Origin of the sequence: Streptomyces sp. R41 (assembly GCF_041053055.1) — a bacterium.
GTDB lineage: Bacteria > Actinomycetota > Actinomycetes > Streptomycetales > Streptomycetaceae > Streptomyces.
Window position 1 is genome coordinate 10,365,474 of record NZ_CP163443.1, and the last position, 14,777, is coordinate 10,380,250.

A 14,777-nucleotide genomic window follows, 5' to 3' on the forward strand; every position below is an offset into this window, starting at 1 on the left:
ACAGTCCCTCTGTCCGGCAATGTGCAACTGATGGTTGCGCAACAGCGGACTGCGCGCTAGCGTGATGTGCAACCAAACGTTGCGCATGGAGGAAGAGTGAAGACTATGGAGTACGGCAGCATCGAACGCGAGATCCACGTCGACGCCTCGCCCGAGGTGGTCTTCGAGGTGGTCAGCCGCCCTGAGCACATCTCCGAATGGTGGACCGACGACGCCGACATCGAAGCGACTCCTGGCGCTGTCGGTGAGCTTGTCTGGGGCGACAGGGCAGAAGTCGTCCCGATCACCGTGGTGAACGCCGAGCCGCCTCGATTGTTCTCGTTCCGCTGGTGCTATCCCGATGGCAAGGTCGACGAATCCGCCAATTCTCTGCTGGTCACCTTCGAGCTCACCCCGTCGGGCACGGGCACCACGATTCGGCTCACCGAGACCGGATTCCGGGAGATGGGCTGGGAGGCCGCCAAGGTGGCGGAGCAGTACCGCGAACACGGCGTCGGTTGGGACACCTTTGTCCCCCGACTCGGGGCGTACCTCGCGCGACTGGTGTCAACCCCATGACAGCCGCCGTCGACGACGACCTGTGGTCCGCGGTCGGGGACCCGACCCGTCGGCGGATGCTCGACCTGCTCCTGGCGGACGGCGATGGCACCGCCACCAGCCTCAGTGAGCAGCTGCCCGTGACACGGCAGGCCGTCGCGAAACATCTCGGCGTGCTCGACCGCGTCGGCTTGGTGCACGCCACGCCTGCCGGGCGAGAGCGGAGATACCGCGTGGACGAGGCGCAACTAGCGCGCGCGGTCGCTCAGTTGTCCTCGGTGGGGGCGGCGTGGGACGCCAGGCTCCGGCGCATCAAGCGGATCGCCGAGGCGATTCAGCGCAGCAAAGACGAGCGCGGCCCACAGCAGTGAATTCATGAAGGTCATAGGAGAACCAACACGGGAAGGAAGACTCGAAAATGGTGGACATCCTGCACAGGGTCGGAATCAAATCGTCGCTGGCCGAGGTCTACGCGGCCTTGACCACCGCCGAGGGGCTTGCCGGCTGGTGGACGACCAACACGCAAGGCGAAGGCAACGACCTCGGCGGCGTGCTCCAATTCCGGTTCGGGGCCGGCGGGTTCGACATGAAGGTCCTCGAGCTTCACCCGGGCAAGCGCGTGCTGTGGGAGGTGGTCGACGGACCCGAAGAATGGATCGGCACCCACGTGGACTGGGACCTCGATCAGGTCGACGACTACACCATCGTTCTCTTCAAGCACGAAGGCTGGAAGGAGCCGGTGGAATTCATGCACCACTGCAGCACCAAGTGGGCGGTCTTTCTGATGAGCCTGAAGTCGCTGATCGAAACCGGGAAAGGCGCTCCGGATCCCCACGACGTCAAGATCGACAACTGGAACTGACGCTCCGCTCCATTCGGAAGCGAATCGCCCCGTCGAGGCACCCAGGGGCCGTCTGAAGCGCCGTTCGGGGGAACGGCGGGTTGTCGCGGAGAGGGGGCGGGAGGCGCGGCTCGTACGTTCGGCCGACGTGACCTACGAATCGAGTGACCGTGCATCCGGCCCCACCCGCCGCGCCGCGCTTGCCGGACTCGTCGGTGGGGCCGGGGCCGCGCTGGCCGCTGGCTGCACCCCGTCGGGCGCGTCGACCGCGGCGGCGCCCACTCCCAGCCGCACGGCCTCGCCCTCCGCCCCGGCGGGCGATCCCACGCCCGGGGTGATGACCCTCTTCAAGGACCCCGCCTTCAACTTCAGCGGGCTCCTAGCACTCGGCGCGTCCGGCTACGGCGCCGGTGAGGTGGGTGAGGTGCTCACCACCGTGAACGCGATCAACAAGGCCGGCCTGTCCGCGCAGACGTATACCGAGACCTTCAAGAAGCTCGGCGATCAGTTGATGGAGGCGCCCCAGGGCAGCAAGCCCGAGGCGCAGACCACACGCTTCCGTGTGCTGCGCGCCGCCCAGTACTACGGCCAGGCGCTGTTCTTCGTCCTCGGCTCCGACGACCCCGGCAGCGAGGAACAGCTGTACAAGGCCGGGCGCGGCGCCTGGGACAAGTTCTGTGAGCTGTGCGACCCGGCACCGGTGACGGTGAAGGTCCCGTACGGGAAGACCCCGCTGCCTGTGTGGTTCTTCCGGCCGAACGACTCCGACGAGCGGCGCCCCACCGTGATCCTCACCAACGGCAGCGATGGACAGAACGTCGACATGTGGACCTATGGCGTCTCGGCCGCTCTGGAGCGCGGCTGGAACGCGCTCGTGTACGACGGGCCCGGCCAGGGGCAGTTGCTCTTCGTGGACCAGGTCGTCTTCACGCCGCGATGGGAGACCGTGGTCACGCCGCTCCTCGACTGGTTGGCCGCCCGCCCGGACGTGGACATGGGCAAGATCGCCCTGACCGGGCTGAGCATGGGCGGGAACCTGGCCCCCCGGGCCGCGGCCTTCGAGAACAGGATCGCCGCTCTGGTGGCGATGCCCGGCACGCTGTCGTCGTGGCTGGGCTTTCCTCCGGAGATCCGGGAGATCCTCACCCCGGACAAGGAGGAGACCAACAACATCTGGAACAAGAAGGTCGTGCCCGAGCTGCCTCCGTCCGCGGCCGCGACGATGAAGAAGCGCATCGAGCCCTTCTCCGTGCCGGCGATGCTCGACGCCCGCGAGGGCAAGATGTTCACCGACTTCTACACCCCCGCCAAACTCATCGAGTCTCTGGACATCACGAACGTCGTGAGCCGCATCAAGATGCCGACGCTGGTCCTCGACTACGACGACGAGCAGTTCTATCCCGGTCAGCCGCGCCAGATGTTCGACAAGCTCACGGCTCCCAAGGACTACGTGAAGCTCACCAAGGCCACCGGCGCGCAGCTGCACTGCTCCCCGATGGCCCCGCAGCAGCACTGCGCGGTCGTCTTCGACTGGCTGCAGGGAAAGCTGTCAGGCAGCTGACTTCTGCGGCGACCGCCCGAGCGCCTCGCACGTCCGCTACTACCGGCTGAGCCCGCGGCCATCCGAACTCATCAACAAACGAGACGTGTTGAGGGATCAGGCACACATTCGTGAGGACGATCACCGTGTGCCCTCGCTGATTACACACTGCCAGGACCTGTCCGGGCGATCACGTGCGGATTCGGATGACCAGGGCTGCCGCGGTGGCATCCGTCTCACCCCACCGTGCCGCAACGAAATCCGCAAGGACCCCTAAAGTCGGTGGCGGCCATCAGTACTTGGAGAGGCACCTGCATGCATGACACAGCCGACTTCATAGCGGACATCTACGCCCTCGGCACCGGGCCGTGGAGGATGACGCCCGTCACCCGCGGCGCACTGGGCCAGATCTGGCAGTTAACCGGAAACGGCTCCTCATGGGCGGTGAAGGAACTTCTCTTCGGCTGCGACAAGCAGCAGGTCCGCCGGGAAGCCGCACTCCGCAACGCCACGGAGAAGCTGGGGATCGTGTCGCCGCGATTCATCCCGAATCGCGAGGGCGAACACGTCTCACAACTCCCTCCCTCGTTGGGCGGCTCCTATGTAAAGCTGTACGACTGGGTCAGCGGCAGTGAGGCAGACGCCTCCGATCCGGAAATCCTGAGCTGGTTCGGCCGGACCCTGGCACTCCTCCACATGGCCGGAGCCGGCGCGACCGCGACACCGAACTCCTGGTACGAGGAGTGCCACCAGGATGCCGACTGGACAGAGCTGCACCAGCAGATCCGCCGGGCCGGCCTGCCGTGGTCGGACGCTCTGGGCCGATTCGTCTCCACCTCGGCGGCAGAGCTGAGGCACCATGTGACCGCGTCGGACTCCGGTGATTTGGTGACGTCACATCTCGATCTGCAGCCCCAGAATGTTCTGGTCGGTCCGGCCGGTCCTGTTCTCCTCGACTGGGACAACGCGGGATCCACCTCGGCGGAACGCGAGCTCGCAAGAGCCGTTTATGTATGGTCGGGCGGAAACCAGTTCAACGCGGATTCCGCTCGGCGATTGACGCGCGCGTATGTGGATGCAGGAGGTCGTGCGGCCATCAAAAGTCTGGATTCGTTCTCAATGCTTTTCGCCACGGCCCTGAACTATCTTTACGTGCAAGCCGAGTGCGCGATCGATCCGACGGTGACCGCCGCGCAGCGGGAGTTCGCGAGCGGCCAAGTCGTCGCCTCCTTGCGGAACGCGCCGGACCTGGCCGCGGCCTCCCGATTGATCAAGGCCCTTGAGACCGAGTGGTGACCGGTCGGTCATCGAGGTCGTCGCAGATCACTCCGAAGACCTCAACCACCCACGGCTGAGATCCACTTGGCGAGGACCCACCACAGAGCGACCGACTTTGCGGACACGACCCAGGGCGTGCCGACGCAGCCGGTGCCCCTGATCTGCCTGTACGTGGCGTAGCGGTCCGATGCGTGATCACGCTGCAGGCGGAGAACTGCGGGCTGGGGAGAGTGCCGCGCGTGCGGCGGTGAGGATCTCGTCCGACAGCGGCGAGTCTTGGACGGCGCGGGCCAGTACGACGGCACCGAGCATGGTGCACAGCCGCGTGATGCCGTCCTGGTCGTCGGTGGCGAGCCAGGCGGCGAAGTCCCGTACGCCTTCGGAGTAGGCGCGGTGGGCGTCGTGATCACCTCTGTCGCGGGCCATGTCAGCGGCGAGCGCCGCGGCGGGGCAGCCTGTGGACGCGTTGTCGCGGTGGCGGGGGGACAAGTACGCGTCGATCATGGTCTGCTGTGCCTCTTCGCGCCGCCCCTCGTTCTCCTCCAGGGTGGCCGTGCGCCACTGGGCCAGTTCGTCGAATGCATGCCTGACCGCCTCGTCGATCAGGGCTTCCTTGGAGTCGAACTGCTTGTAGAAGCCGCCGTGGGTCAGGCCTGCCGCCTTCATCAGATCCGCGACGCTCACGCTCGTGCCCTGCTCGCGAAAGAGGCGAGAGGCCGCCTCCACGACCCGCTTGCGGTTCTCCCGCGCCTGCGCCTGCGACACGCGGCCCATGGCACCTCCTTGATGGATGAGGGCTGGCATCTATCATAGCTCTGGAATAAATTACTTTAATAATCTATTGAGCGGGCGTCGCAACCGCGACTCGGCCACCTCGCCGACCATCGCCCGTCCCCTTCCCGCGCCGCACGTCCCTTCCACCAGAAAGCCCCCGTCATGGAAACCCCCGTCGGATCCGCTCCCGAGCGTGAACAGGCACCCTCAGCAGCGGTCGAGCTCTCCCTCCAGCCGAACCAGGCCGCCCGCCGTCGGCCGCCGGTGAGGGCCTGGCTCCAACCGACAGTGATCGCCCTGATCGTCGCGGCGGCCTTCATCGGCTGCTACGTGGGCCTGCAGCGCGACCCTCAGCCCCATCAGATCCCCATCGCTGTCACCGCACCGGACCTGTCGGGCCGGATAGGCCAGGCCCTCGGCGACAGTGTCGATGTCCACCGGGCCGCCGGCGCCGAGGACGCGCACCACGCACTGGAGCGCCACGACGTCGTCGCCGCGCTCAGCACCGACGGCCCGGGCCGGCTGCGCCTGGAGATCGCCGGGGCAGTCGGCGCGTCCACCACATCGGCCGTGAAGAACCTCGTCGGCGCCTACGCAACCGGTGCGGGCGAGCACGTCACCATCGAGGACGTCGTGCCCCTGACCCACTACGACGCCCGGGGACTGGCCGGCTTCTACATGGCCTTCGGCGTGACCCTGGCCGGTTTCGTCCTCGGCTCGAACGCTCTCGGCCTGGCCGGTCTCCTGCGCCTGCGCCACCGGTTCTGGCTGCTGGCCGGCGCCTCCATGGCCATCGGCACGGTCGCCGCGATCATCGCAGGCCCGGTTCTGGGAGCGGTCCCGGCCCCGGTCGTTCCGCTGGTCTTGACGCTCACCCTGCTGGCAGCTGCGGCCGCCTTCACCACCAAACTGCTCGGCACCTATCTCGGCCCGGTCGGGCTCCCAGTTGCCACCCTGGTGCTCCTCACCGCCGGCAACGCCACCAGCGGTGCCACCATCGGCGCCGATCTGCTGCCCGCCGCGGCCCGAGCCGTCTCCGCACTGCTGCCGCCCGGCGCGGCCGTCCGCGCCATCACCGGCCTGAGCTACTTCGACGGCGCTCACACGGCAGGCCCTGTGATCACGCTCGCGCTGTGGGCCGTCATCGCCGGGGTCCTGGTCGGTCTGCGCCCCCGCCTGATGCGGCGGCGCACCACAGCCGTCGCCTGACCCGTGTCACACGCCGAAGGCACATGTGATCACACCACCACTCAACTGCTCAGCTATCCCGTCAGAAGGAGATCGACCGATGGTTGCCCGCAACCTTGTTCTCATTACCGGCGCCGGTGGCGTGGGCCGCACGGTCCTCGACCAACTGCGCGCGCAGGACGTGCCGGTGCGCGTGATGGTCCGTCGCGACGACGAGCGCGCGGCCGAGTTTCGTGCGCTCGGTGCGGAGGTCGTCGTCGGCGACCTGACCCGACCCGAGACGGTAGCGGCCGCGCTGCAGGGCGTGGCGCGGATGTACTTCGCGATGCCCGTGTCGCCGGACCACCTGCTGGCGGCGACCGTGGTGGCCACTGTGGCGCGCGAGTACGGGCAGTTGGACGGCCTGGTCGACATGTCACAGATGACGGTGTCGCAAATGACCGCCACCAGCACCGCGGAGTCCCACCAGCAGCGCTTGCACTGGCTGGCCGAGCAGGTACTGAACTGGTCGGGCCTGCCCGTAGTCCACATCCGGCCGACGTCGTTCCTGGACAATCCGCTGTTCACCACGGTGGCGGCGCAATCGATCCGGGAGAGCGGCACGATCGCGCTGCCGTTCGGCACCGGACGCACCTCGCCGGTCGCCGTGGGCGACGTCGCCCGGGTGGTCGCCACCGTGCTCCGCGACCCTGCCCCGCACATCGGGCACGTCTACGAGCTGACCGGGCCACGCACGGTCGACATGACGGAGATGGCCGAGGAGTTCTCACGGGCGCTGGGGCGTCCGGTGACCTATGTCGACGTGCCGCTGGACGAGTGGCGGACCGAGGTGCTCGCCAAGGTGGGCCTTCCGCCTCACACCGAACAGCACATCGCCACCATGGCCCGACTGCACCACGAGAACCGCTACGACCGCGCATCCGACGACGTCGAACGTGTTACGGGTGTACCTGCCCAAACCATCGAGGCGTTCGTGGCCGCTCGCAAGGACCTCTACCTGGGCTGAGCCGCTCCGGCCGGGGCCGGACCCGCCGCAGAGGCATCGCCCCTTGTGCCGCGGCGGGAATGATCCCGGCCTTGTCCTGGTTGTGGAGGACGTGGTTGTGGAGGGGACAGTGTCCCCGGGCCTCACCTATTGCCCACGAGGACGATCGTTCGGCTGAAGCCTCGTGGAGCCTTTCGCCGCGTAGGCGACCGCCCTTCACGACCATGTGGACGTGCAGCTCCGACCGGATCCCGGTCGGAGCTGCGTGCGTTTGAGTCTTCGGCGGGTCTGCCGGGCAAGCCCGGGGGTGAACGCAGCGATACGTGCCTACCGGGGGCAGCTGGTGCCCATCGAACTAGGGCGCGTATCGAGTCGTGATCAATTTGCGGGATGTGCCTTCGTGGCACGGTCCGGTCCGATAGACGGTCTTACGTGACGCGAGTGCAACTGACCGATCCGGATTGGGAGTTCATCGAGCCGTACCTGCCGATCGGCGAGTACGGCCCGTACCCCGAGCGACTGCGGCAGCAGTTCGAGGGCGTGATCTGGCGGTTCAAGACGGGCGGGCAGTGGCGGGAGATGCCGACGGAGTTCGGCGCCTGGTCGACCGTCCACAACCGCTTCCGGCAGTGGCGTGACGCCGGCGTCTTCGAGGCCCTGCTGGAGGGCCTGATCACGGAAGCCGCGAAGCGGGGTGAGGTGGACCTGTCCCTGGTCACCATCGACTCCACCACCGCCCGAGCCCACCACGACGCGGCCGGGATGCACCTCGACGAGGACGTCGTCACCGCCCTGGAGAAAGCCGCGGCCGAGGAGGAGAAGGCCAGGTCAAAGGGGGCGGCCTCGAAGAGCAAAACGGGCAAGAGACCGAAAGCGATCCCGCGCTGGAAGAACGACGACGCATCCGGCGTCGGCGGAAACTCCGGCTGAAGGCCGCCCTCCTCGGACGTTCCAGAGGCGGGCAGACCAGCAAGGTCCACCTCGCCGCCGACCGCAAGTGCCGCCCGCTGGCGTTCATCCTGACCACGGGCCAGGCAGCGGACAGCCCGCAGTTCATCCCCGTCCTGAAGAAGGTACGGGTACGCGGGCCCGTCGGCCGACCCCGCATCCGGCCGGACGCGGTCGCCGGGGACAAGGCGTACTCGTCCCGCGGAAACCGCGCCCACCTGCGCAAACGCCGTATCAAGGCGGTCATCCCGGAGAAGAAGGACCAGGCCGCCAACCGGAAGAAGAAGGGCTCCAGAGGTGGCCGACCCGTCAGCCACGACGCCGATCTCTACAAGGAGCGGAACACCGTCGAACGCCTGATCAACAAGCTCAAAGCATGGCGAGGCATCACCACCCGATGCGACAAGACTCCCGACAGCTACCTCGCCGGTCTCCACCTGCGCGCCTCGATGATCTGGATCAAGGACCTCACCAGGACCACCCGATGATCACGACTCGATATGCCCCTAGGTGACGCGCTGAGGTGCCGGACGCCAAGGGCGGGCAGGAGTTGAGTCAACGGTCAACCAGCCGTGGACGCGGGGCCTCACCCGTGGATTCCGCGTCGGTGTCGTCGGTGCCGACCGGGCCGCGGGGAAGCATCCAGTCTAGCCACTTCGGCAGCCACCAGTTGGTCCGGCCGAGGAGTGTCATGGTCGCCGGTACCAGCACCATGCGTACGACCGTGGCGTCGATGAAGATCGCGGTGGCCAGGCCGAGCCCGAACATTTTGGTGGAGGGGTCCTCGGCGACGGCGAAGGACAGGAAGACCGCCACCATGATGAGGGCGGCCGAGGTGATGATCCGGGCGGTGCGCGAGACGCCCTCAACGATCGCCGTGCCGTTGTCGCCGGTGCGCAGGTACTCCTCGCGTACGCGGGAGAGGAGGAACACCTCGTAGTCCATCGACAGGCCGAACAGGATGGCGAAGAGGAACATCGGGATGAACGACACGATCGGAACCGTCGCTTCCAGCCCGATGAGTGCGCCTCCCCAGCCCCACTGGAAGACCGCGACCATGATGCCGTAGGCCGCGCCGATGCTCAGCAGATTCAGCAGTACCGCCTTGAGCGGTACGAGTATCGAGCGGAAGACGAGCATCAGCAGCAGGAACGACATCGCCAGCACGGCGGCGACGAACACCGGCAGGCGTTGGCTGGTGCGTTGGCCCACATCGGACAGGCTCGCGGCGGCGCCGCCGACGTGGGCCCTGGCCGGGCCGTGCCCGATCGCCGTGGGCAGCACGTCGGTGCGCAGCCGGGCGATGGTGTCGGCCGTGGCCTTGTCCTGAGGGCTGGTGGTCGGGAACACCACGAGGGTCGCGATGCCGGTGGCCCGATCGATGTGCGTCGGCGCGACGGATGCGATGCCCGGATCCGCCGCGACCGTTGCGACGAGTCGGTCCAGCACTCCCGGATCACCGGTGGGGTCCGCGGCGATGACGAGGGGACCGTTGGTGCCCGGGCCGAACCCCTCGGCGACGAGGTCGTAGGCCCGGCGCTCGGTACGGCTGTGGGGCAGTGAGCCGTCGTCGGGCAGGCCGACGCGCAGGCCGAGCACGGGCAGCGTCGCGGTCAGCAGCAGCCCCGCCGCGCCGACCGCGTACGGCACCGGGTGCTGGCTGACGTGCCCGATCCAGCGACGCCACCCGGCGCCGTGGGCGGCGCCTGCCGCCGGGTCCCGCCGCCGTGCGAGTCGGCCCAGCTTCCTGGTCTGCAGAGCCCGGCCGATCCGGCCGGCCCGGGCCAGGCGTGGGCCGGCGGCGCCGAGGAAGGCCGGCAGCAGCGTCACCGACGCGACCACCATGGTCAGAACGACGATCGAGACGGCGAGCCCGCCCACCGTCATGAACGGTACGTTCGCGACCGCCAGGCCGAGGATCGATACGACGACGGTGCCGCCGGCGAAGACCACGGGCCTCCCCGCCGTGGCCACCGCTCGCCCCGCCGCCTCGCGGGGATCGAGCCCGCGCGCGAGGTACTCCCGGTGCCTGGCGAGCACGAACAGCGCGTAGTCGATGCCCACTCCGAGCCCGACCATGCTGCCCAGGACCGGTGCGAAGGTGGGGACCTCTGTCACCCCCGCCAGTACCGTCATCGTGGCGACCCCGACGGTCAGCCCGAAGACCGCCATGCCGATCGGCAGCGCGGCGGCGACGAGCGAACCGAACGCCAGGAACAGGATCGCGGCCGCGGCGAGGAGGCCGATCAGCTCGCTCGCGCCGCCGTCGGGGTCGGAGAAGACGTAGAAGAGGTTCCCGCCCATCTCGATGCGCAGCGGCAGCTCGGCGCGCAGCCGGTCGCCGAGATCGACGAGGGCGTCGAGGTCTTCGGCCGACAGCAGGCTCTGGTCGGGGTACTGCACCCGGACGACCGCGATCCGCCCGTCGGCCGAAACGAGGCCGCCGCGCACGGCGGTGTCCCCGCCCGCGTCGAGCGCCCCCGCCGGGTCGCTCGTGCCGAGCACGTGCGGCAGCCGCTTCACCTCGGCCCGCAGCCGCGTGAGAGCGGTGCGCGCGCCGTCGTCGTCGAAGAACGTCGCACCGTCGTCGAGGGGGGTGACGACCACTTGGGCGGTCATCCCCTCCTGGCCGGTGCCTGCCCGCTCGATCAATTCCGCGGCCCGTCGGGAGTCCAGTCCCGGAGCGGTCATCGAGTCCGCGGTCCGCCCGCCGAAGGCGACGGCGGCGAGGACGGCGAGCGTGGCGGCGATCAGCCATGCCGCGATCACCCGCCAGGGATGGCGGGCGGCGCTTGCGCCCAGGCGCAACAGGGCTTTCGAGAGCATCGGGTCCTCCAACCACCTCGTCGGCCGTCCTTGTACGGCCGCCGATGCCGAGGCTCGTCGCCACGGCGCTCCGCGGCATCGGCCCGCGGGCCGCGGATCCGTCGGCCCCGGGGCGGAGTGACGACCCGTCCTTTCGGCTGATGCGCGGCACGCCGCGGTCCCTAGGCTGAGAACCGTGCTCCGAGACGACCTGCGAACCCTGTGGACCGAACCCCGGCCGCCCGACGCGCCCGCCCGGGTGCGCCGGGACTGGGCGCTGCTCGCCGCGGGCCTTGCCGGTGTGGCGCTGGAGGCCACCCTGCGCGAGAACGTCGTGTGGCGGCCGGTGGCGGTGGTGTTCGCCGTATGGCTGTGCCTGCTGCCCCTGTGGCGCCGGACCCGCCCGCTGGCGATGGTGACGCTGGCGTTCGGCTCGGTGATCCTGCTTCAGGTGGCCTCGCTCGTCGCCGCACCGCGCGAGCCCGTCGGCCTGTACACCGGCGCGGTCGTGCTCGTGCTGGTGTACGCGCTGCCCCGGTGGGGATCGGGACGCGAGATCGTGCTGGGCGGCGCGGTGATCCTCGCGGCCAGCGCGCTGTGTTCCGTCACGGACGAGACCCCGGTCGTCGAAAATGTCGTGGGCTTCGTCTTCCTGCTGCTGCCCGGCGTGGTCGGGGCTGCCGTGCGGTTCCGGGTGACCGCTCGCGAGCGGCAGTTGGAGCAGGTGCGCTCCCGCGAGCGCGAGCAGCTCGCCCGGGAACTGCACGACACGGTGGCCCACCACGTGTCGGCCATGGTGATCATCGCCCAGGCGGGCCGGGTGCTCGCGGGCACCGACCCGTCCGCCGCCGTCGAGGCGCTGGAGGGGGTCGAGGAGGAAGGGGCGCGCACGCTGGAGGAAATGCGCGCCATGGTCGCCGCGCTGCGCGACCGCGGGGTCGGCGCCGAGCTGGCGCCCCCTGCCGGAGTCGCGGATCTGGAGCGCCTGGTGCGCACCCCGGGTGGTCGCCTCAGGGTCGACCTGGGGCTCGACGGCGAACTGGACGCGCTGCCCCCGGCCGTGGACGCGGCCGTCTACCGGATCGTGCAGGAGTCGGTGACCAACGCGCTGCGCCATGCGGTCGACGCGACCGAGCTCGTCGTTCGGGTCGCCGCGCAACGGCACACGGTACGGGTGAGCGTGCGCGACAACGGCCGGCGCACCGGCCGGGGTCGCGACGGATACGGACTTACCGGACTGCGCGAGCGCGCGACCCTGCTCGGCGGCACACTACGAGCCGGCCCGGGTACCGACCGGGGCTGGCATGTCGAAGCCGAACTGCCGAGAGCGAGGAGCGAGAGCGGTGTCCATTCGCGTCCTCGTCGCTGACGACCAGACGATCATCCGCACCGGGCTGCGGATCATGCTGAACGCCCAGCCCGGCATCGAGGTGGTCGGCGAGGCCGCCGACGGGCGGGAAGCGGTACGTCTGGCTCGCGAACTACGCCCCGACGTCTGCCTGTTCGACATCCGCATGCCCGTACTCGACGGGCTCGAGGCCACCCGGCTGGTCGCCGGCCCGGGCGTCGCCGACCCGCTGGCCGTGGTCGTCATCACCACGTTCGACCTCGACGAGTACGTCTACGGCTCACTGCGTGCCGGCGCCCGCGGATTCCTCCTCAAGGACACGGGACCAGACCTTCTGGCGCAGGCCGTACGGTCGGCGTCCGACGGTGAGGCGCTCATCGCGCCCAGCGTCACCGTCCGCCTGCTCCAGGCATTCGCGGACCTGCCCGCCGGCCGGCCCGCGGCCCAGCCGGTCTCACCCGTCACCGCCCGCGAGGAGCAGGTGCTCCTCGCCGTCGCCCGCGGGCTGACCAACACCGAGATCGCCGACGCGCTGCACATCAGCCTCAGCACGGTGAAGACGCATCTGGCCAGCCTGATGGCCAAACTCGGCGCCCGCAACCGGGTCGAGATCGCGATGTGGGCCTACGAAACGCGCCGTATCCTCCCCGGAACCTGAGCCGGGTGCCGGGCCATGTCCCATGAGTCCCCGCCCGGACATCAGTGCACCGGTCGGCTCACGTCGGCTCCACGTGCCTCACCCGCCCCAGAGCGTGGCGTACCAGGAGGCCGGAACTGGGACGGTGAGACACCCGATACGACAAGACTCCCGACAGCTACCTCGCCAGTCTCCACCTGCACGCCTCGATGATCTGGATCAAAGACCTCGCCAGGACCACCCGATGATCACGACTCGATACGCGCCCTAGTAGCCGGCCTGAAGACGAACGCGGTCTCCGAGCCGCGCGGCGGATCTCGGTACCTGGATCGCCTTCGCCGACGAGACCGGGCAGTCGAGGCGCCGCGCGCCAGGCCGTGGGGACGGGTCGGCCGCACGCCGGTCGTGCGGGCTGGTGGCCGGGGCTCCCGGCGCGTATCGATGGCCGGGATGGTCTGTTACAGGCCAGGCGAGCGGTCCCGGCCACGGAGTGGCTGGTGAGCTGGTTGTAGCTGCTTGTCTTGATGCGCGTGGTGGGGGGCAACGCTTGCCGCTGCCACCCCGCACTCGCAGGCCGGCCACCGGTCAACCGTGTGAACTAACGTGTCAGGTCAATGCACCCGGCCGTGCGCCGCAGCTCACCGCACCGACTCGGCCGGCGGACGCTCGCGCACGGCGCCGTAGCCGATGAAGTACGCGGGCACGCGCTTGAGCCACGGAGAAGTGGTGAGCAGGTTGCTCATCCGCTCCGCCCGCCTGGCATTGCCGAAAGGCGGGCGTCCCGCGAGTGCGGGCGCGATGACCCTCGCGTGAGCGAACCGCTGCAGTGCCTGCGTCGCCGCCGTGGTCGGCCACCGGCGCCGCTGGACGCCGCGTACGTCCCGCAGGCCGACCACACCCCTGCGCAGCGGTTCGACGAGATACCGCGCGGCGGCCACTGCGTCTTCGACGGCGAGGTTGATGCCGATGCCGAAGACCGGTGACATCGCGTGCGCCGCGTCGCCGATGCACAGCAGTCCCGGGCGGTGCCAGCGCCGGAGGCGGTCGAGCCGTACGTCGAGCATCTTCACCTCGTCCCATGACCGCAGCGCATGCGCCCGGTCCGCGAGCCAGGGCACGGCGGCGGAGAAGTCGGCCATGAACCGCTCGAGACCGGCCGCGCGGCGCTCGGCGTCGGACCCCTTGGGAATCAGCGCCGCGCACTGCCAGTACTCCCCACGGTCGATCAACGCGGTGAGGAGCCGGTCGCCGGCGCCTCCCACAAGCCCGTGCGGGTCGCCTTCCCGCCGTGGCACCCGGAACCACCAGGCGTCCATGGGGCAGGTGAACTGCCGCAGCCGCAGTTCGGGCCGCGACCGGGCCAGCGAGCCCCGACCGTCGCACGCCACCGTGAGGGTGGCCCGCAGTTCGCCGGTACGGCCGTCGGACGTTCGGTACCGCACCCCGGCGACCCGTCCGTGCTCCACGAGGAACGACGTCGCCTCAGTGCTCATCCGCACGGAGAAGGACGGCTCCTTTCGGGCCTCGTCGGCGAGGAGGTCCAGCAGGTCCCATTGCGGCACCATCGCCACGTAGTTGTACGGGCCCGGTAGTGCGCTGATGTCCGAGACGGTGATCAGCGAACCGTCCGCGCCGAGCGGCAGCTGGACCGTGGTCACCCGACGTTGCTGCAGACGGGCGAAGCGCTCGGCCAGACCGAGATCGTCCAGCAGTGCCAGGGTCGAGGGATGCACTGTGTCGCCGCGGAAGTCACGCAGAAAGTCGCCGTGTTTCTCCAGGACCGTGACGGCCACGCCGGCCCGGGCCAGCAGCAGGCCGAGGACCATTCCCGCGGGGCCGCCGCCCACCACGCAGCACGTTGTCCGCTCCATCGCAGCCCATCCCTTCGGTGACATC

Annotated in this window: 12 protein-coding genes and 1 pseudogene; 10 read left to right on the top strand and 3 right to left on the bottom strand. The window is 69.3% G+C overall.

Annotation, left to right across the window (positions count from 1 at the left end):
- The first annotated feature begins 105 nt into the window (after positions 1-105).
- The 5 genes from AB5J53_RS47275 (at position 106) to AB5J53_RS47295 (ending at position 4,214) form a co-directional block, all read left to right on the top strand.
- Complete coding sequence (locus AB5J53_RS47275; RefSeq protein ID WP_369252917.1) at positions 106-558, top strand: SRPBCC family protein; 453 nt, start codon at positions 106-108, stop codon at positions 556-558.
- Positions 555-908, top strand: coding sequence for an ArsR/SmtB family transcription factor (locus AB5J53_RS47280; RefSeq protein ID WP_369251805.1), 354 nt, complete (start codon positions 555-557; stop codon positions 906-908). Before AB5J53_RS47275 ends, AB5J53_RS47280 begins: the two co-directional genes overlap by 4 nt.
- A gap of 47 nt (positions 909-955) precedes the next feature.
- The gene (locus tag AB5J53_RS47285; RefSeq protein ID WP_369251806.1) at positions 956-1,399 is read left to right on the top strand and encodes an SRPBCC domain-containing protein; all 444 of its coding nucleotides are present in this window, start codon (positions 956-958) and stop codon (positions 1,397-1,399) included.
- Between the two features lie 127 nt (positions 1,400-1,526).
- Positions 1,527-2,939 (top strand): alpha/beta hydrolase family protein, encoded by a 1,413-nt coding sequence (locus tag AB5J53_RS47290; RefSeq protein ID WP_369251808.1) that lies wholly within the window; start codon positions 1,527-1,529, stop codon positions 2,937-2,939.
- 294 nt (positions 2,940-3,233) lie between these two features.
- Complete coding sequence (locus AB5J53_RS47295; RefSeq protein ID WP_369251810.1) at positions 3,234-4,214, top strand: phosphotransferase enzyme family protein; 981 nt, start codon at positions 3,234-3,236, stop codon at positions 4,212-4,214.
- Positions 4,215-4,391: 177 nt separating this feature from the next.
- Here the strand turns inward: AB5J53_RS47295 and AB5J53_RS47300 are convergent, their stop codons facing one another.
- Positions 4,392-4,970 (bottom strand): TetR/AcrR family transcriptional regulator, encoded by a 579-nt coding sequence (locus AB5J53_RS47300; RefSeq protein WP_369251812.1) that lies wholly within the window; start codon positions 4,968-4,970, stop codon positions 4,392-4,394.
- 162 nt (positions 4,971-5,132) lie between these two features.
- On the opposite strand from AB5J53_RS47300, the gene AB5J53_RS47305 reads away from it, so the two are divergent.
- The 3 genes and pseudogenes from AB5J53_RS47305 (at position 5,133) to AB5J53_RS47315 (ending at position 8,579) form a co-directional block, all read left to right on the top strand.
- Positions 5,133-6,179, top strand: coding sequence for a hypothetical protein (locus AB5J53_RS47305; protein ID WP_369251814.1), 1,047 nt, complete (start codon positions 5,133-5,135; stop codon positions 6,177-6,179).
- 79 nt (positions 6,180-6,258) lie between these two features.
- Positions 6,259-7,164: an NmrA family NAD(P)-binding protein gene (locus AB5J53_RS47310; RefSeq protein ID WP_369251816.1), complete on the top strand. Its 906-nt coding sequence runs from the start codon at positions 6,259-6,261 to the stop codon at positions 7,162-7,164.
- 411 nt (positions 7,165-7,575) lie between these two features.
- A pseudogene (locus AB5J53_RS47315) lies at positions 7,576-8,579 on the top strand (IS5 family transposase).
- A gap of 67 nt (positions 8,580-8,646) precedes the next feature.
- On the opposite strand, the gene AB5J53_RS47320 reads toward AB5J53_RS47315, so the two are convergent.
- On the bottom strand, positions 8,647-10,917 hold the full coding sequence (locus AB5J53_RS47320; protein ID WP_369251818.1) for an MMPL family transporter: 2,271 nt from the start codon (positions 10,915-10,917) through the stop codon (positions 8,647-8,649).
- A 175-nt stretch (positions 10,918-11,092) separates the two neighbouring features.
- Between AB5J53_RS47320 and AB5J53_RS47325 the strand changes: the two genes are divergently transcribed.
- On the top strand, positions 11,093-12,265 hold the full coding sequence (locus AB5J53_RS47325) for a sensor histidine kinase (RefSeq protein WP_369251820.1): 1,173 nt from the start codon (positions 11,093-11,095) through the stop codon (positions 12,263-12,265).
- Positions 12,240-12,902, top strand: coding sequence for a response regulator transcription factor (locus tag AB5J53_RS47330; protein WP_147977719.1), 663 nt, complete (start codon positions 12,240-12,242; stop codon positions 12,900-12,902). The genes AB5J53_RS47325 and AB5J53_RS47330 overlap by 26 nt, the downstream gene beginning before the upstream one ends.
- A gap of 617 nt (positions 12,903-13,519) precedes the next feature.
- Here the strand turns inward: AB5J53_RS47330 and AB5J53_RS47335 are convergent.
- Complete coding sequence (locus AB5J53_RS47335; RefSeq protein ID WP_369251823.1) at positions 13,520-14,752, bottom strand: FAD-dependent oxidoreductase; 1,233 nt, start codon at positions 14,750-14,752, stop codon at positions 13,520-13,522.
- Between the last annotated feature and the right edge of the window lie 25 nt (positions 14,753-14,777).